This window comes from Streptomyces exfoliatus (assembly GCF_000725545.1).
Classification (GTDB): Bacteria; Actinomycetota; Actinomycetes; order Streptomycetales; family Streptomycetaceae; genus Streptomyces; species Streptomyces exfoliatus.
On record NZ_JNZP01000023.1, the window covers coordinates 21442 to 38689 of the forward strand.

Genomic DNA, 17248 nt, shown 5'->3' on the forward strand with positions numbered 1-17248 from the left:
AAAGGGAGGGACCCTCATGGCCGAATCCCCGATGACGACGAGCGACTCCGGGCCGGAGGCGCCGCGGGAGCCGATGCTCCTGCCCGTACTGGGCGCCTGCGGGTGCGGCTCGGGCTGCGGCTGCGGCTGCCAGTCGGGCGCCCCGTGCCAGTGCGGTGGCTGCTCGGGCTGACCGAGGGGGGGTGGGGCGCGGCATCCGCACCCCACCCCTCGCCCCGCTCTCTCACACGTCGAGTACGCCGACGGTCTGGCCGCCGCTGACCTCACCGGTCGTACGGAAGCCGAGCCGGCGGTAGAACTCGCCGGGTCCGTCCTCGCCGGGCTCCCAGGTCACGTACAGCAGCGGTGTTCCGCGCCGGCGCAGCTCGTCGCGTACGGCTTCGACGGCGAACCGTCCGTACCCCTCGCCCTGGGCGTCCGCGGCGATGTTGAGGCGCCAGAGACCGCTGCGGCGGTCGGTGGGGTCCTTCTCCTCGTTCCACGGGATGTCGAAGAAGGCCATCAGGAACCCGACGAGCCGGTCGCCGTCGCGTATCAGCCGCGGCCAGGCCACCTCCCCGAAGGCGTACGCCTCGGCGAGGGACCGCACCACGGGGGAGACGTTGCGCTCCTGGTGGGGGTGGACGCGCAGGGCGAGGGCGGCGTCGACGTTGGCGGGGGTGACCTTCTCCAGGCGCGGTGACGTGCTCATGGCCTGAAAGGTACCGACGCCGGGCTCGGGGCGCCGCTGTTTATCGCGGGCTGGGGTCTTTCACACCCCCTAGCTCACGAACACGACCGAGCGGAGCTTGAGCCGGTCGGTGGCGGGGCGGCCGTGGGGGCGCAGGGTCCAGGAGTCGCCCGTGCAGTCGGGCTCGGTGAAGACGATCGCGTACTGGTCCGTGTCGTTGTGCGGGGCGAAGGCGGGCGCGGAGGCGGCGGGGTCGGCGGCCTCCGGGATCGTGACGCACTCACCGCCGGCGGGGTCGTGCAGCGTGACGTTCTGCGGAGACCCGTCCAGGCCGACGAACCGGTAACCGAAGTCGCCGGTGGCGGCGTGGGCGGGGGCGGCCAGGGCGGCGGTGAGGGCCAGGGCGCCGCAAGCGGCGGCGAGGGAGTGCCGGAGACGCACGGGGTTCTCGCTTCACATGAGGAGTGACAGTTCCACCCGCACCTCTAACCTCCGGTGACGGCCCCCAAGCGGCGCTCCTCCGCCGGAAGGTTTCCCCCTCACCCGTCCGGCCGAACGTCGGTCGGCGCGAGGCCGTCGCCCACCGACGCACTCGAAGCACGAAGAAGCCCCCGCCCCGCCGAAGACCGGCGGTCGGGGGCTCTTTCGAGGACAGAGGGCAGGGCTACTTCTTCTTGCCCTGGTTCTTCACGGCCTCGATGGCCGCGGCGGCCGCGTCCGGGTCGAGGTAGGTGCCGCCCGGGTTGAGGGGCTTGAAGTTCTCGTCCAGTTCGTAGGACAGGGGGATGCCGGTCGGGATGTTGAGGCCCGCGATGTCGGCGTCCGAGATGCCGTCCAGGTGCTTCACCAGGGCGCGGAGGCTGTTGCCGTGGGCGGCGACGAGGACCGTGCGGCCGGCGAGGAGGTCCGGGACGATGTTGTCGTACCAGTACGGGAGCATCCGCTCGACGACGTCCTTGAGGCACTCGGTCTGCGGGCGCAGCTCCGGCGGGATCGTCGCGTAGCGGGCGTCGTGCGCCTGGGAGTACTCGTTGTCGTCGGCGAGCGCCGGCGGCGGGGTGTCGTACGAGCGGCGCCACAGCATGAACTGCTCCTCGCCGAACTCGGCGAGCGTCTGGGCCTTGTCCTTGCCCTGGAGGGCGCCGTAGTGGCGCTCGTTGAGGCGCCAGGAGCGGTTGACCGGGATCCAGTGGCGGTCCGCGGACTCCAGCGCGAGCTGGGCGGTGCGGATGGCGCGCTTCTGGAGGGAGGTGTGCAGCACGTCGGGCAGCAGGCCGGCGTCCTTGAGCAGCTCGCCGCCGCGCGTCGCCTCCTTCTCGCCCTTGGCGGTGAGGTTCACGTCCACCCAACCGGTGAACAGATTCTTCTCGTTCCACTCGCTCTCGCCATGGCGGAGGAGGATCAGCTTGTACGGTGCGTCGGCCATGCGGACGAGCCTAATCGACCGCCGACGATTGACGCGCGTCGTCAATTCGCTGGCGTCCGACGTATGAGATGCGTAAGTTACGAGAGCCGGAAGCAGGGCTTACGTACAGCAGGGGGCGGCCACACATGTCCATCGACTCGCTCAGACGATCAGCGCGCGAGACGGTCTCCGGCCTACCGCCCGGCTTCTGGTGGCTCTGGCTGTCGACCCTGGTCAACCGGACCGGTGCCTTCGTCCTCACGTTCCTCTCCCTCTACCTGACGGTGGAGCTCGGGCACTCGCCCTGGTTCGCGGGACTCGTCGTCGCCCTCCACGGCCTCGGCGGCATCGCCGGGTCGCCGCTCGGCGGCGCGCTCACCGACCGCTGGGGCCGCCGCCCCACCATGGTCACCATGCACCTCGCGGCCGCCGCCAGCGCCGCCGCCCTCGCCTTCGTCACCAGTGCCTGGGCCATCGCCACGGTCGTCCTCCTGATGGGCGTCGCCATGCAGGCCGTGCGCCCGTCCATCAACGCGACCATCGCCGACATGGTGCCCGCCCACGACGTGCGCCGGGCCTACGCCCTCAACTACTGGGCCCTCAACCTCGGCTTCGCCATCGCCTCCATCGGCGGCGGCGCCGCGATCTTCCTCGGCTACCGCACCCTCTTCGTCGTCGACGCCGTCGCCACCACCCTGTGCGCGGTCATCGTCTTCCTCCGGCTGCCCGAGACCCGCCCCGAGGCCCGTACCGACAAGGCGGGCGAGCCGGTCGTCGAGGCGAAGGTCAGCATGTTCACCGTGCTGCGCGACGCCCCCTTCCGGAGCCTCGTCCTGCTCAACCTCCTCGTCTGCCTCGTCTTCACCGCCCCCTGGATCGGTCTGCCGCTCACCATGGCGGACCAGGGCCTCTCCCCCTCCTCGTACGGCGTCGTCATCGCCGTCAACGGCATCGTGATCGTCGGCTTCCAGCTGCTCGTCAACAAGCTGACCGACAAGCGCTCCCCGGTCGTCCTGCTCAGCCTCTCCTCCCTCCTCTTCGCCTTCGGCACCGGTGCGACCGCCCTCGCCGGCTCGCCGGTGGCCTTCGCCGCGACGGTGATCGTCTGGACGGTCGGCGAGATGATCCACGTCCCGACGAACGCCGCCGCCACCGCCCGGCTCGCTCCCGAGCACGCCCGCGGCCGCTACCAGGGCGTGATGGGCATGTCCTGGGCCGTCGCCGGTTTCGTCGCCCCGATCGCCGCCGGTGCGATCGTCGGCGGTCCCGGTCCCGATGTCCTGTGGGCCGCGACGGCCGCCATCGGCGTCCTCGCCGCCGCCGGGTACTTCACCCGGCTGCGAAAGGTCCTGGCCGACGCGGACACTGACCGGGACACGGACCGAAACGGCGACGGTGGTCTCGACGGTGACACGGCGGACTCTGCCCTCGACCGTACGGCCAAGACCTCCGGCGCCGGTCAGGCCTCCGTCGTCGCCTGAGCCCCCGCGCCGTAGGCGGCCCACCGTACGAGCCCGAACCCCGCTCCCTCCCGGCGCACTTCGGCGGCCCCGGCCCCGCCGAAGTGCGCCGGCACGACCAGCTCCTTCTCGTCCGCGGCCCGTTCGAGGACCCGACGGCGGGTCGCCGCCGCCCGCGCCGGATCCAGGCAGAAGCAGCTGTTGCACGAGGGGTCGAGGATCTGTACGGGGCTGTGCAGGAGGTCTCCGACGAAGACCGCCCGGTCTCCCCCGGACGCGAGCCGCAACACGGCCGAGCCGGGCGTGTGACCGGGCGCGGACTCCAGCGTGAGGTGCTCGTCGATCCGATGGGTCCCGTCCCACAGCAGGATCCGCCCCGCGCGGTGGACGGGCGCGACGCTGTCCTCGTAGACCAGCCGGTCGTCCTCCTGGACGCCGTTGCCGTACGCGTTCTCCGGGCCGAAGTGGAAGTCGTCGGCGGCCGGAAGCAGGTACTGGGCGTTCGGGAACGTCGGCACCCACTCCCCGTCCGCGTCGCGGGTGTTCCAGCCGACGTGGTCGGCGTGCAGGTGCGTGTTGACGACGATGTCGACGTCCTCGGGGCGGATGCCCGCCCGCTCCAGGCGGCCGGGGAAGTCCCCCTGCCGCCGGTGGAAGTGCGGCGAGTGGGGCCGCTCGCGCCCGTCGCCCGCCCCCGTGTCGATCAGGACGGTCCGTCCCCCGCTGCGCAGCACCCAGCTCTGCAGCGCCATGACCGCGCTGCCGCCGTCCGGCGCCCAGTGGTCCGGCGCGAGCCAGTCCTCGTTGTCCTTCCACACCTCGGCGCCGGCGGCCGGCACGAGGCCGCGCGCGGGACCGAACGGCCCCCGCCACTCGACGATCCGGGTGACCTCGACGTCCCCCAGGACGATGCTCTGCGTGCTCTCGTTCGTCATGGGACCGAGCCTAGGGAGGGAGATGTGAGCGTCTCGATGCCTGTACGGCTCCTCTCGATACGCGTACGGCTCACTCCTGATCGCCTGTCAGCGCTACGCTTCCGGCATGGACGTGGTGAGCGACGCGATCTCGGCCGTCCGTGTCGGGCGGCCCTCCTCCGACCGGGTGCGCGTGGGCGGCAGCTGGTGCGCGCGGCTCGATCCGTACGACGGCGCCGGGTTCCACATCGTCCTGAAGGGCGGCTGCTGGCTGCTGCCCGACGGCGGCGACCCGGTGGCCCTGGGCGCGGGGGACGCGGTGCTGCTGCCGCACGGCACCGGGCACGTCATCGCCGACTCGCCCGCCGACGCGGCGACGGTCGGGCGGGCCGTGTCGTTCACCCGGTGGGCCGACGGGACCCTGCCGCGCCCGGCCCTCTCCCCCTCTCACGAGAGCGAGGTGGAGATGCTCTGCGGCAAGTACCGGCTCGACCACAGCCGCGCGCATCCGCTCCTGGCGGAGCTCCCGTCCCTCGTGCACCTCCCGCACCGGGGAGACGGCCACCCCGAACTGCGGGCCGCCATCGGCCTGCTCAGCGGCGAGCTGGACGAGCTGCGGCCCGGCTCGTCCATCGCGCTGCCGAGCCTGCTCGACCTGCTGCTCGTCTACATGATCCGCTCCTGGATGACCGAGGCCACCGCCGGAGCCTGGCCGGCGGTCCTGGGGGACCCCGTGGCCGCCGCCGCTCTGCGCGCGCTGCACTCCGACCCGGCCGCCCCGTGGACCGTCGACCGGCTCGCCGCGGAGGCGGGCGTCTCCCGGCCCACCCTGGCCCGCCGCTTCACCGCCCTCGTCGGCCGGCCCCCGATGGCGTACCTGACGTGGTGGCGGCTGACCCGCGCCGCCGCCCTGCTCCGGGACACCCCGGATCCGCTGGCCGCGGTCGCCCGCCGCGTCGGCTACGCCACGCCGTACGCCCTCTCGCACGCCTTCCGCCGCGAGTTCGGCACCACGCCCGGCCAGTACCGCGCGGCGGCGGCCGGCCGCGGTGCCGGCGCGGGTGTCGGTGTCGTCGGTGCCGGTGCCGGTGCCGTCATCGCCTCCTGAGCGCCCGCTGTGCCTCGTACAGGTTCCGCGGGCGCACCGAGGCCGGGTTTCCGTACGCCTCCACGCGCGCGTGGAGGTCGCCCGTGAAGTCCGGGACGTCCGTCTGGTCGAACTCGCGGACCTCGCTGATGCCGACCGTCGCGCTGTACGGGGCGACGGTGTCGATCTTCACCAGGCCGGCCCTGCCGTTGGTCACCGTCACGTTCCAGTGGGCGAACCGGGCCCCGTAGAGCGGGCCCGCCGAGGCGTCGCCGCCGTGCCGGCCGTTGTTCTCGACGGTGATCTCGGTCCGTACGTTCGCGAAGGGCATGCCCCGGTGGGTGTCGAAGGTGCCCATCTCCATCACCCCGCGCGACCAGACGTTGTGGCTGGACAGGCCCTCGACGTTGATGCCGTGGAGCTGGGTACCGACCGGGGCGGGGACGGTGCGGGCGGCGATGTGGAAGTCCTCGACCAGGTTGTCGTGCGCGCCCTCCCGGCAGTAGTACGGGTGGTGGGAGCCGCGACCCTCCACCCGGGTGCGGCGCAGGGTGCAGGCGGAGGCGGCGACGAGCCCGAAGCCGTTGTCGACGTGCCGGACGACCACGTCCTCGGCCCAGCAGTCGTACGCGCACTGGAAGGTGACGCCGTTGTGGCCCTTGTCGAGGAGGTGCGGGGCCTGCGGGGTCTCCACGGCCTCCAGGGTCAGGCCGACCACCCCCGAGCCCGTGAGCGGCTCGGCCCCGGAGACGAGTCGGGGGTCCCACTCGGGGCGCGCGTCGAGCGGCAGCGGCCGTTCGAGGGTCACCGTCCGGCCGCGCACGGCGGTGATCCGTACGGGCCACTCGTAGGGGACGTAGCTGGTCAGCTTCGTCCTCTCGGCCCAGGTGTACGCCTCCGGGCCCGGGCCGCCGCCCGCCATGTGCTGCAGGAGGGTGTGGGAGGGGTCGTCGGCGAGGCGGAGGAGGACCAGCTGTCCGCGCCGGAGGGCCGACGGGTCCTCGACGGTGACCGTGCGGTCGCCGCGGCGGGCCGGACGGACGGCGGTGAGGGTGGTCCACTCGTCGCGCCGGTTGCCGGTCCAGCCCTCGAAGGGCCAGGCCCGGTCCCGTATCGCGGCGACGAGGGAGGCGTGCCGGGCGTGCGGGGAGAGCCAGATCAGGCCGCCGGCCCAGGACCAGGAGGACTTGTCGCCGCCGTAGCGGGAGCCGTACGGGCCGATCAGCTCGGTGAGGTTCCGCGTGGCGAGCAGGGTCGTACGGCCGGAGCCCGCGCCGCGCAGGACCACTCCGCTGTGGCCGATCCGGAGGTAGTCGTCGATCCGGTAGATGCCGGGCGGGAGGAGGACGGTGCCGCCGCCCCGCTCCCCCGCCTCCGTGAGGGCGCGGTTGATCGCGGGCGCCGAGTCGGCCGAGCCGTCGGGGGTGGCCCCGTGGGCGAGGGCGTCGGCCAGGGCCGGCGGGCGGGGTGAGCGCCGGGCACCGCCGTGGGCACCGGCCCGGCCCACGTAGGGGATCTGCGGGTGGGTGTAGGGGGCGGTCTCGAACTCGCGCCAGAGTGCGGCGGAGTGGGCGGGTGGTCCGGCGGAGCGAGTGGGTGGGGTGAACGCCGTCGCGCCGATTCCCGCCGTCGTGGCTCCCGCCACCGCCACCGCGCCGCCGACGAACTGCCTTCTGCTGAGTGCCATGCCCCTGAACCTTTCATGTATATGAACGGTGTTCAGATTTATGCTGGGCGTGAGCATGGCACCGCCCGGCCCTTGCGGGAAGGGGGCGGTAGAGGGGAGGTTTCCGCGCGCGGCTAGCGCGTCGGCTTCTGGGTCAGGTTCTTGAACGCGTCGAGGTTCCGGGTCGACTCGCCGCGCGAGACCCGCCACTCGTACTCGCGCCGGATCGCCGACGCGAATCCCAGCTCCAGGAGCGTGTTGAAGTCGCCGTCCGCCGCTTCCAGGACCGAGCCGAGCAGCCGGTCCAGCTCCTCGGGCGTGACGGAGGCGAGCGGCAGCCTGCCCGCGAGGTAGACGTCGCCGAGGCCGTCGACCGCGTAACTCACCCCGTACAGCTTGAGGTTGCGTTCGAGCAGCCAGCGGTGGACGCCCGCCTCGTTCTCGTCCGGGTGCCGGATGACGAAGGCGTTGAGCGAGAGCGAGTGGCGCCCGACGCGTAGTGACAGCGTCGTGAAGAGCTTCCGCGTGCCGGGAAGCTTGACCACGTAAGAGCCCGGTTCGGGGGACTCCCACTCCAGTTCCGCGTCCTTGAAGGTGTCCTCGACGATCCGCCGGACGTCCTCGGTCTCAGCCATGGTGGGAGCGTACGCGACGGCGGTTCTCGCGCAGCCGGTGGTCGTGCATGGCGGCCGTGTAGACGTCCGCCGTGCCCGAGGCCGCCGTGTCCCAGCCGAAGGAACCGGCGTGCCGGGCCGCCGCCTCGCCCATCCGGGCCGACAGGTCGGGGTCGGCCACGAACCGGCCGAGCGCGCGGGCGTAGTCCGCCGGGTCGTGCCCCTGCACGAGGAAGCCGGTCACGTCGTCCCGTACGGCGACGGGCAGGCCGCCGACCGCCGCCGCGACGACCGGGGTGCCGGCCGCCTGCGCCTCGATGGCGACCAGGCCGAAGGACTCGCTGTACGAGGGCATGACGAGGACGCTCGCCGCGCGGAACCAGTCGGCGAGCCTGTCCTGGCCCACCGGCGGGTGGAAGCGCACCACGTCCGCGATGCCGAGCCGGGCGGCCAGCTTCTGCAGCCCCTCCGGCTTGGCGAGACCGCTGCCGCTCGGGCCGCCGACCACCGGAACGATCATGCGCGAGCGCAGCGACGGGTCCCGGTCGAGGAGCACCGCGGCGGCCTTCAGCAGGACGTCGGGGGCCTTCAGGGGCTGTATGCGGCCCGCGAAGACCGGGATGAAGGCGTCCTGCGGCAGCCCGAGCCGGGCGCGGGCCGCGGCGCGGCCGTCGGCGGGGCGGAAGTGGTCCAGGTTCACGCCGGGGTGGACGACCGCGATCTTGCCGGGATCGGCCTCGTAGAAGCGGGCGAGCTCGTCGGCCTCCTCGGCCGTGTTCGCGATCAGGCGGTCGGCCGCCGACACGATCTGCGTCTCGCCGATCACCCGGGCCGCGGGTTCGGGCGTGTCGCCGTCGGCGAGCGCCGCGTTCTTGACCTTCGCCATGGTGTGCATGGCGTGGACGAGCGGGACGCCCCAGCGTTCGGCGGCGAGCCAGCCGACGTGCCCGGAGAGCCAGTAGTGGGAGTGGACGAGGTCGTAGTGGCCAGGGCGGTGACCGGCCCACGCCTGCATCACGCCGTGCGTGAAGGCACAGAGCTGGGCCGGCAGCTCCTCCTTGGCCAGGCCCTCGTACGGGCCCGCGTCGACGTGGCGCACGAGGACACCGGGGGTGAGCTCCACGACCGGGGGGAGGCCGCCGGTGGTGGCCCGGGTGAAGATCTCCACCTCGATGTCGATGGCGGCGAGACGTTTCGCCAGCTCGACGATGTAGACGTTCATGCCGCCCGCGTCGCCCGTGCCCGGCTGGTGCAGCGGGGAGGTGTGGACGCTGAGCATGGCCACGCGGCGCGGGCTGCGGTTCCGGCCGGGGAGCCGGAGCCGGGATGATGCCGGGTGCCGGTGCCGGGTTCCGGCGAACCGGGACACGTACTGGCTCACGTCGGCGGTCCTTCCGCTCGGGGGCCTGAATGGCTGAGCTGGGGGGGCGGGCTGGGGTTGAGCTGGTGGGACGGGGCGGGGCTGGTGGGTCGGGGCTGCGCTGGTGACGGCGGGCCGGGTCGGTCTGTCGGGCATGGCTCTCGGAGGGCGCGGACGTCCTCCACCCGGCAGAACACCGGAATGCCCTCCTTCATTTCCGCCGGCGGGGTGCTTTGCCAATTCATTGCCGCCGCGGGAGCGGGGCGCGGGACGTGGCGGCCGGTGCCGCGCCCGGGCCGTGAGCGGCGGGCCACGACCCTTTACGCTCGTGGCATGGCCCCGCGCACCACCCGCCCCGTCGGCACACCGACCCGCGGGACCACCAACCCCAACCGTCTGCGCCGCATGGACCGCTGGATCGCCGCCGTCCACGGCCCCGCCCTGCGCAGCTCCCCCGAGCCGCCCGTCGCCGTGGACCTCGGTTACGGGGCCGCTCCCTGGACCGCCGTCGAACTCCTCGCCCGGCTGCGCACCGCCGACCCCCGCACCCGTCTCTACGGCATCGAGATCGAACCCGCCCGCGTCGAGGCCGCGAAGCCGTACGAGCACGAGGGCCTCTCCTTCCTGCACGGCGGCTTCGAGGTACCGGTGCCCGGCCAGGTCGCCCTGATCCGGGCGGCGAACGTGCTGCGCCAGTACGACGAGGAGCAGGTCGCCGCCGTCTGGCAGCGGCTGTGCGGGCGGCTCGCGCCCCCGGACCCCGCGGGGAGCGGGCCCGGGAGGTACGGGGGAGGGCTGCTCGTGGAGGGCACCTGCGACGAGATCGGGCGCCGGCACGTGTGGGTGGCGCTCGACCGCGGCGGACCGCGCACGGTGACCTTCGCGACCCGGCTGGGCTCGCTCGACCGCCCTTCGGACCTGGCGGAGCGACTGCCGAAGGCGCTGATCCACCGCAACGTGCCGGGCGAGCCGGTGCACGCGTTCCTGCGGGACTTCGACCGGGCGTGGTCGGCGGCCGCTCCGTACGCCTCGTTCGGCGCCCGGCAGCGCTGGATCCGCGCCGTCCGCGACCTGGCGGCGGACTGGCCGCTGGCGGACGGGCCCCGGCGCTGGCGCCAGGGCGAGGTGACGGTCCGGTGGGAGGCGCTGGCGCCCCGGGGTTGAGGAGACCCGAAAAGCCCTGGCGACCCTCGTCTTTCCCCAACTCCCGCTGAATTTCCCGTACGCCGGGAACGTCACACGCGTCTCACGCGTCCCCCGTGGGGGAGGCGGGTCCGACAAGCCCCGGTTTCCCCTGTCGTTTTGCGGTTTCGCATGGCACTATCGCCAAGGTCAGCGCACGTTACTGACGGTAAATCAGATTTCGGCATCAGTCATCGGATTGGTCATTCGAGGGGGAGCTCGTGAACCGACGCCGCCACGCCACCGCAGCGATCACCGTGATCTGCGCCCTGACCGTGCTGGCCTCTCCCGCGCTGACCCTCCAGGCCGCCGCCGCGCCGTACCCGCCGCTTCCTCCGAAGAAGACCCTGGAGCAGGTGCGCGAGGAGATAGACACCCTCTACCGGCAGGCCGCCGTCGCCACCGACGCGTACAACCTCGCGGAGGAGCAGACCAAGGAGCAGTCCGCCGAGCTCGTCGAGGTCGCCCGGATGATCGTGGCCGGCCGCGAGAAGATCGAGGACCTCAAGGCCAAGGCCGGCGCCGCCGCCCGTGCCCAGTACCGCAACGGCGGACTCCCCGAAGGCGCGCAGCTCGTCCTCACCGACGACCCGCAGCTCTTCCTCGACGCCGCAGGACGGCTCAGGGACGGCGCGAAGGCCACCACCGACCTCCTCGGCGAAATGACGCGGACCCAGGCCCAGTTGGACGTGTACGCGAAGGACGCGGGCGCCAACTGGACCAAGCTCGAAGCCCACCGCATCAAGCAGGCCCAGGCGAAGAAGCAGATCAACGACAAGATCGCCGCGGCGAAGAAGCTGGAGTCGGAGCTCGCCGCGGAGGAGCGGGAGCGGCTGCGGCGCCTGGAGGAACAGGAACGGCAGCGGGCCCAGACGACCTGGCTCGGCACCGGCGTCCTCGCCGGCCTGAGCGCGACCGCGACGCCGGAGGCCAAGAAGGCGATCGCGTTCGCGACGGCCCAGATCGGCAAGCCGTACGTGTGGGGCGCCGAGGGACCGGACTCGTTCGACTGCTCGGGGCTGACCCAGAGCGCCTGGGGCGCGGCGGGCCGGCCGATACCGCGCACCTCGCAGGAGCAGTGGCGACTGCTGCCGCGCGTGGACGTGAAGGACATGCGGCCCGGTGACCTGATCGTCTACTTCAAGGACGCGAGCCACATCGGGATGTACATCGGGAACGGCTCGATGGTGCACGCACCCCGCCCCGGGCGGGACGTGACGATCGCGGGGGCGGGCTCGATGGAGATCCTGGGGGTCGTGCGGCCGATGTGAGGGGCCGGGCCGGTCACGTCTCCGCGGGACACGGCCGCGCACCGGCTGCTCGTCCCTGCGCCTGTGCCGCTGACGGGCGCGACGCCCAACCCGACGTGACGCAGTGCACGGCACCGCCGGAGCGGCAGGCGACCCCGGGGCGTGACGTTTCTCATTGCCTCCGGGGCCTCCCGCACAGCACACCCGGGCAAGTACCTCCCTTTCCGCGGCATATGCCAATCCCGCCACGGCCGCTCCCCCGCCGAGCGCCATTCCGCTGCGCACCGCCCTACCGCTATGGTCCGGGACGGGCGGGACGCCACCCGGCGCCCTGCGCACCTTCGGGGGGAGGGAAGGAAACCCGGACCGATGCCCGTATCCGTACCGCGTCAGAGAATCGTCTCTGCTGCTGCGGGACCCGGCGACGCCACCGCTATGGACGCCACCGCTATGACAGGCACAGTCACAGGCACCGACCGCACCGATCTCACTCTCCTGGTCGTCGAGGACGACCCGGCGGGTGTCCTCGCCGTACCCGAACTGCTCGACGCGGCCGACGCCGCCGGCACCCGGGTCCGCATCCGTACCGCCCGCAACCTCACCGAGGCCGAGCGGCTCCTCACGGACGACGTCCACTGCGTCCTCGTCGACCTCTCCCTGCCCGGCCCCAGGGCGGGCGACGACCCGCTCGCCCCGCTGCGGCACATCCTGCGCCTCGCCCCGCGCCACGCCGTCCTCGCGCTCGCGGCCTCCGCCGACGCGGAGCTGGCGGCCGAGGCGGTACGCGTCGGGGCCCAGGACCACCTCTTCCGCGAGGAGCTCGACGGGCGGCTGCTCAGCCGGGCCATCCGCTACGCGGTCGAACGCAAGCGCGCCGACGCCGTCCAGGTGAAGCTCGCCGAGTCCCGCCTGCGCGCCCAGGAGAACGCCCGCCTGGAACGCGGGCTGCTCCCCACCCCGCTCCTGGAGGGCTCCGACCTGCGGTTCGCGGCCCACTACCGGCCCGGCCGCTCGCGCGCGCTGCTCGGCGGCGACTTCTACGACGTCGTGCGTACGCCGGACGGAACCGTCCACGCCATGATCGGTGACGTCTGCGGACACGGCCCCGACGAGGCCGCGCTCGGCGTCGAGCTGCGGATCGCGTGGCGGGCCCTGACGTTCGCCGGCCTCTGCGGTGACGAGCTGCTCTCGACGATGCAGCAGGTCCTGGAGCACGAGCGGGAGAGCGACGAGATCTTCGCGACCCTCTGCACCGTCGACATCGCGCCCGACGGCCGCCGGGCGGGCCTCTGCCTGGCCGGCCACCCCTCGCCGCTGATCGCCCGGCAGGGGCGGGCGGCCCGGCTGCTTCCGTACGAGGACGGCGGCCCGGCCCTCGGGCTGCTGCCGCGCGCCCGCTGGCCGCGCCGGCAGGTCGAGCTCGGCGGCGCGTGGAGCCTGCTGATGTACACGGACGGGCTGATCGAGGGACGCTCGGCGGGGCCCGACTCACCGCGGCTCGGTCAGGAGGGGATGGTCGACATGATCAACCGGCAGCTGACCGAGGGCCTGCGGGGCGAGGAGCTCCTGGAGGCGGCGGTCACCGAGGTCCGGTCGCTGAACGGCGGCGAGCTGACGGACGACGTGGCGGTCCTGGCCCTGGAACGGGACAGGGCCCGGGGATGATCCCCGGGCCCTGTCGCTGGTCCTTCGCCGTCTGCGGTCACCGGCCGCCGTTGTAGGGGCCGTACGGTCCGTCGCTGCTGGAGCCGCCGCCCCGGCGCCCGCCACGGCCTCCGCCGGAGACCTGCGCGAGCGCGGGCCGCACGTCCACCATGAAGACGATGGCGGCGATCACGCCTGCGATCTGCAGGAACAGCATCGGCAGCAGCAGGTTCACGACGAGGTTGATGCCCAGGATGATCAGCCAGAACTTCTTCGTCTGCTTCTCGGCGGCACGGTACGCGTCCTCGCGCGCCATGGCGGCGAAGACGAGCGCGGCGACGGCGAAGCCGGTGAAGACCAGGAACATCACCAGAGAGAGAAGGGAATCGAATCCCATGCGCAACATGCTGAGCACCGCCTAGGAAGAGGGGAAGAGCGCCTCGCGGTCAAGGTACCCGGTGCAACGCACCTCGTACCCGCAATGGTGCCCCGGCCTACTCCTTCTCGGCGGTGACGGCCGTCTTCTTGGCGGGGGCCTTGCGGGCCGCCGGCTTCTTGGCGGGCGCCTTCTCGGACGCGTCGGACGCCTCCGTATGCGTCGCCTTCGTCTCCTCCGCCTTCGTCTCCTCCGGCTCGACGACGACGGCGATCTCGACGATCTCCTCGGCGACCTCGCCCCGCCAGGCCTTGACGGCCTCCTCGCCGTGGGCGGCGACCTCCTCGTACTTCTCGCGCGCCTTGACCGCGTACTCGGCGGCGACGCCGACGCCACGCAGCGCGAGGTCCTGGGCCGTCTCGCCGAGCTTCTTGAGGTCCGTGTCGAGACCGCCGACGACATCGGCGAACTTCGACTGCACGGTGGCCTGGGCCTCCTTGGCCTGCGAGGCCACCTTCTCCTGCACGGCCTTGGGGTCGGTCTTCCGTACGGCCTCGATCCGCGCGGGCGCCTCGGCGGCGAGCTGCTCGATCAGGCCGGGGACCTTCTTGGCCTGCTGCACGGCGAGGTCGGCGGTGCCGGCGGCGAAGTAGAGAGGGGTACGCAGTTCGTCGATGATGGCCATGCTGGTGGTCCTCCCGGATGTGACGTACGAGCGAGCTACTTCAGGGGCGTTTCGGCATCGGGCACGGAGGCGGACGAGGCGGAGGCGGAGGCGGACGGGGCGGTGTTCGCGGCCGCGGTCTCCGCCGCGGTTTCCGCGGCGCTCTCGGCCGCGTTCTCCTTGCGGAAGGAGTCGTAGATCTGGAGCAGCACCTGCTTCTGCCGCTCGTTGATCGAGGGATCGGCCAGGATGACGGCCCGCGTCTCCAGCTCGTCCCGCTCCTTCTCGTCGAGGATTCCGGCCCGCACGTAGAGCGTCTCGGCGGAGATCCGCAGCGCCTTGGCGACCTGCTGCAACACCTCGGCGCTCGGCTTGCGCAGCCCGCGCTCGATCTGGCTCAGGTACGGGTTCGACACGCCTGCGGCGTCGGCGAGCTGCCGCAGGGACAGCTGCGCGGTCCTCCGCTGTTCGCGGAGGTACTCACCGAGATTGCCGACGTTGAGCGATGCCATGCTCCGACCATGCCACCCTCTGCTAACTATTGCAAGCAGCCGCTTGCAAAAGTGGGCATCGCGGCAGCGGCAGACACCTGTGACTCGTCACGCCAACTGTCGCGTTGGCCCGCAGACTGTCGTATCCGGTCCCGGCGAAGTCGAACGGGTCTCGTTCAGGTCGAGGAAGTCGCACGGGGGCACCCCACCCGACAGGATGCCGATCATCTAGGGCCGGATCAGGGCGTTGGGTACGTGAGGCATGAGTTCGGTTTCCATACGGCCTCACGGCTATCCGACGGCTCATCAGGCATGTTGGGCACATGACACCGGGGCCCGGGGTGTGTCCTGGCCAGTCGAGCGCCGGAACCGCCGCCGGAGTCCCTGAGGCTCGGATATGCCCTCGCAGTACGCGGGCTCCAGCACCGTCTGCTGGTGCGGGAGCCCATGTGTTTCGAGTGCCAGATTTGGTTTCGGCCGGCCGAGGGGCAGGTGCGCTGGCGCGGCATGCGCGTCCGGTGCACGAGCGGGATGCCAAGGCGGGCGGCCACTGTCTTCTCCAGGGCGGACACGACGTGGCAGGCGGTGGCGTCACGCAGTACTCGCCCCGCTTCGACTTGCTGCCAGGGACTTCCACAGGCAGCGCCAGGGCGGTCGGCCCCTACCTGCGACGCCTGTTCGCCCCTCAGCGGGGAGTCGGCGGATCGGGGAGCGCGGCGATCTTCTCGCTGTTGTCCGCGGCCAGGCGTAGCAGGCGCTGGTGTTCCTCCTCGGTCAGGGCGCGGTCGGAGACGTGGATCTCTCCGTGGTACTGCCCCTGGGTCGCTTCTCCGACGGACGGCCCGGTCGCGGTGCACGACAGGTCCTTCGACTTGCCCGGCTTGATCGTGAGGGTGCCTGAGCACTCCGGGTCCAACTCCACCGGCGTTCCGTCCCGGTCGACAGCCCACGAGTAGGTCACCGGGACAGCCTTGGAGGCGTCCGGTTCCGAGGTGGACCCCAGGTAGGTGACGGTCACCCGGGCGGTGAAGACGCAGGCCGTGGGGGCACACTTACCCTTGTAGTCGCGCAGGATCTGGGTGGTCACGTCAATCCGGTGATCCACCGCGTCGCGGATCTCGGGCAGTTCCGCGCGGAAGTCGGTGGAGAACCGCTCCACCTCGGACCTGGACGGGACCTCGACGTCGAGCACGGCTGTGTCGCCGAAACTGATCCGGTCGACGAACCGGGCGCCGTCCGCCTGCTGGTCGCTCAGGCAGATGGTGGTGTCATCGACGTGGAACGGGGTGCAGGTGTGATCGCCCATGGTGACGGGCGTGCCGATGGTGATCTTCTCGTCCGGGACGTCCTCCGCCCGCACGGTCTTCGCCAGCGCCGGGGGCGCCAGAGTGGTGGCGAGGTCCTGGGAGAAGAACATTCCTGGCTGCACCATCGACGGGTGCTCGGCAAGCACCTTCGACTTCTCGGCCATGCCGAACCCCCGCCAGGCCTCGGTCTCCCCGCGCAGGAACGACTTGCCATCGATGCCCACGTAGTCCAGTGCCGGACCACTGGGCATCGCCAACGTGCCGAGCGCGTCGGCGGGATTGCTGACGATCAGGTCCACCTGTGCGTCCTCGCCGCCCGCGGCTTCCTGGGCTCCTGCAATGCCCATGGTGCCCGTGTAGTGCAACGCCGGGAGGTCACGCAGGAGGTTGGCGGCGCGCGTCAGCTCAGCGCGTGGTGACGCGCCGCGGGCGTCGTCCGCCCCGTCGTCGCCGTCCGGCCCGATGAAGATCCACAGGATCAGGCCGGTGACGGCGAGGAGGAGGAGAAGCAGCGCGAGCAACAAGGTCCGCCGCCGTGAGCGGCGGCGCGCGTCCGGATCCGGCGCCGGGCCGGGTGCGGGGGAGGAGACGGACTCTGTCACTGCCCGTCGCCGCCCTTGTCCTTGCCCTTGAGCGGAGTGAGACAGGTGACCGGGATGATGGTGGGCCAGGTGTACGACTGCTCCGCGACGACCTTGCCGTCGACGGTGATGCGGCAGGTGGTCGTACCGGTTCCCTCGAAGTCCTTACGGTCCGGGATGGCCCCGGTCTCGCAGGAGTCGCCGCCGGTCGCGCGACCGATACATCCAGTTCCGTTGGCCATCAGGCTGACCCACGGGTTCTTGCCCTCCACCGAGAGCGTGGTCTTCCACGGCGACTGGGCCGACAGTTCCCCGTCCTTCTGCCCAAGCACCTTCATGCCGTCGGGGCCGGTGACGTGCCCGAAGTAGTTGATCGCGACCGGCCGCCCGTAGTCGGAGGTGACCTCTAGGACGACGGTGTGGTGTTCGCCCGGTTTCTTGTCCGGGGCGGCGGGGCCCTTGTCCACGCCGTCGTCGCCTCCGCCGCACGCGGTCAGTGCGAGTGCGCCGCTCAGCAGCAGGACCGTGACGCGCCGCCGCGACGTGGTGGGGGTGATCGTCATCTGTGCGCCCTCCG

Annotated in this window: 18 protein-coding genes; 6 read left to right on the forward strand and 12 right to left on the reverse strand. The window is 72.1% G+C overall.

Going from position 1 to position 17248, the window contains the following annotated elements:
* The first annotated feature begins 16 nt into the window (after nt 1-16).
* Nucleotides 17-172, forward strand: a complete 156-nt coding sequence (locus IO20_RS40830; RefSeq protein WP_169749546.1) for a hypothetical protein — start codon at nt 17-19, stop codon at nt 170-172.
* Nucleotides 173-223: 51 nt separating this feature from the next.
* Here the strand turns inward: IO20_RS40830 and IO20_RS0125835 are convergent, their stop codons facing one another.
* The 3 genes from IO20_RS0125835 to IO20_RS0125845 form a co-directional block, all read right to left on the reverse strand.
* A complete protein-coding gene (locus IO20_RS0125835; RefSeq protein ID WP_030554267.1) occupies nt 224-691 on the reverse strand; it encodes a GNAT family N-acetyltransferase in 468 nt (155 codons plus the stop codon).
* Nucleotides 692-760: 69 nt separating this feature from the next.
* On the reverse strand, nt 761-1111 hold the full coding sequence (locus IO20_RS0125840; RefSeq protein ID WP_030554269.1) for a hypothetical protein: 351 nt from the start codon (nt 1109-1111) through the stop codon (nt 761-763).
* 223 nt (nt 1112-1334) lie between these two features.
* On the reverse strand, nt 1335-2096 hold the full coding sequence (locus IO20_RS0125845) for a phosphoglyceromutase (RefSeq protein ID WP_030554270.1): 762 nt from the start codon (nt 2094-2096) through the stop codon (nt 1335-1337).
* 125 nt (nt 2097-2221) lie between these two features.
* Here IO20_RS0125845 and IO20_RS0125850 point away from each other — a divergent pair, with 125 nt between their 5' ends.
* Nucleotides 2222-3556: an MDR family MFS transporter gene (locus tag IO20_RS0125850; protein WP_078946169.1), complete on the forward strand. Its 1335-nt coding sequence runs from the start codon at nt 2222-2224 to the stop codon at nt 3554-3556.
* Here the strand turns inward: IO20_RS0125850 and IO20_RS0125855 are convergent.
* A complete protein-coding gene (locus tag IO20_RS0125855) occupies nt 3535-4470 on the reverse strand; it encodes an MBL fold metallo-hydrolase (protein ID WP_030554276.1) in 936 nt (311 codons plus the stop codon). The two genes, IO20_RS0125850 and IO20_RS0125855, sit on opposite strands and share 22 nt — an antisense overlap.
* A 106-nt stretch (nt 4471-4576) precedes the next feature.
* Here IO20_RS0125855 and IO20_RS0125860 point away from each other — a divergent pair, with 106 nt between their 5' ends.
* Nucleotides 4577-5557 carry an AraC family transcriptional regulator gene (locus IO20_RS0125860; protein WP_051874693.1) on the forward strand — a complete coding sequence of 327 codons (981 nt, stop codon included), beginning with the start codon at nt 4577-4579 and terminating at the stop codon, nt 5555-5557.
* Here IO20_RS0125860 and IO20_RS0125865 read toward each other — a convergent pair.
* The 3 genes from IO20_RS0125865 to mshA form a co-directional block, all read right to left on the reverse strand.
* A complete protein-coding gene (locus tag IO20_RS0125865) occupies nt 5544-7223 on the reverse strand; it encodes a glycosyl hydrolase family 28-related protein (protein ID WP_030554280.1) in 1680 nt (559 codons plus the stop codon). The genes IO20_RS0125860 and IO20_RS0125865 overlap by 14 nt on opposite strands.
* Before the next feature lie 113 nt (nt 7224-7336).
* Complete coding sequence (locus IO20_RS0125870) at nt 7337-7837, reverse strand: type III secretion system chaperone family protein (protein ID WP_030554282.1); 501 nt, start codon at nt 7835-7837, stop codon at nt 7337-7339.
* On the reverse strand, nt 7830-9197 hold the full coding sequence (gene mshA / locus IO20_RS0125875) for a D-inositol-3-phosphate glycosyltransferase (protein WP_030554283.1): 1368 nt from the start codon (nt 9195-9197) through the stop codon (nt 7830-7832). Before mshA ends, IO20_RS0125870 begins: the two co-directional genes overlap by 8 nt.
* A gap of 312 nt (nt 9198-9509) precedes the next feature.
* On the opposite strand from mshA, the gene IO20_RS0125880 reads away from it, so the two are divergent.
* From IO20_RS0125880 to IO20_RS0125890, 3 genes are all read left to right on the forward strand, one after another.
* Nucleotides 9510-10340: a hypothetical protein gene (locus IO20_RS0125880; RefSeq protein WP_030554285.1), complete on the forward strand. Its 831-nt coding sequence runs from the start codon at nt 9510-9512 to the stop codon at nt 10338-10340.
* A 239-nt stretch (nt 10341-10579) separates the two neighbouring features.
* Nucleotides 10580-11629 (forward strand): C40 family peptidase, encoded by a 1050-nt coding sequence (locus IO20_RS0125885; protein WP_030554286.1) that lies wholly within the window; start codon nt 10580-10582, stop codon nt 11627-11629.
* 414 nt (nt 11630-12043) lie between these two features.
* A complete protein-coding gene (locus IO20_RS0125890) occupies nt 12044-13273 on the forward strand; it encodes a PP2C family protein-serine/threonine phosphatase (protein ID WP_030554288.1) in 1230 nt (409 codons plus the stop codon).
* Nucleotides 13274-13310: 37 nt separating this feature from the next.
* Here the strand turns inward: IO20_RS0125890 and IO20_RS0125895 are convergent, their stop codons facing one another.
* The 5 genes from IO20_RS0125895 to IO20_RS0125915 form a co-directional block, all read right to left on the reverse strand.
* Nucleotides 13311-13658 carry a DUF2516 family protein gene (locus IO20_RS0125895; protein WP_030218866.1) on the reverse strand — a complete coding sequence of 116 codons (348 nt, stop codon included), beginning with the start codon at nt 13656-13658 and terminating at the stop codon, nt 13311-13313.
* Between the two features lie 88 nt (nt 13659-13746).
* Complete coding sequence (locus IO20_RS0125900) at nt 13747-14313, reverse strand: hypothetical protein (RefSeq protein ID WP_030554290.1); 567 nt, start codon at nt 14311-14313, stop codon at nt 13747-13749.
* Nucleotides 14314-14348: 35 nt separating this feature from the next.
* Entirely contained in the window at nt 14349-14804 is a 456-nt protein-coding gene (locus IO20_RS0125905; protein ID WP_030554292.1) for a helix-turn-helix domain-containing protein, read from the reverse strand.
* A gap of 664 nt (nt 14805-15468) precedes the next feature.
* Entirely contained in the window at nt 15469-16692 is a 1224-nt protein-coding gene (locus tag IO20_RS40835) for a hypothetical protein (RefSeq protein ID WP_169749547.1), read from the reverse strand.
* Nucleotides 16689-17234: a hypothetical protein gene (locus IO20_RS0125915; protein WP_030554296.1), complete on the reverse strand. Its 546-nt coding sequence runs from the start codon at nt 17232-17234 to the stop codon at nt 16689-16691. The genes IO20_RS40835 and IO20_RS0125915 overlap by 4 nt, the downstream gene beginning before the upstream one ends.
* Nucleotides 17235-17248: the final 14 nt, after the last annotated feature.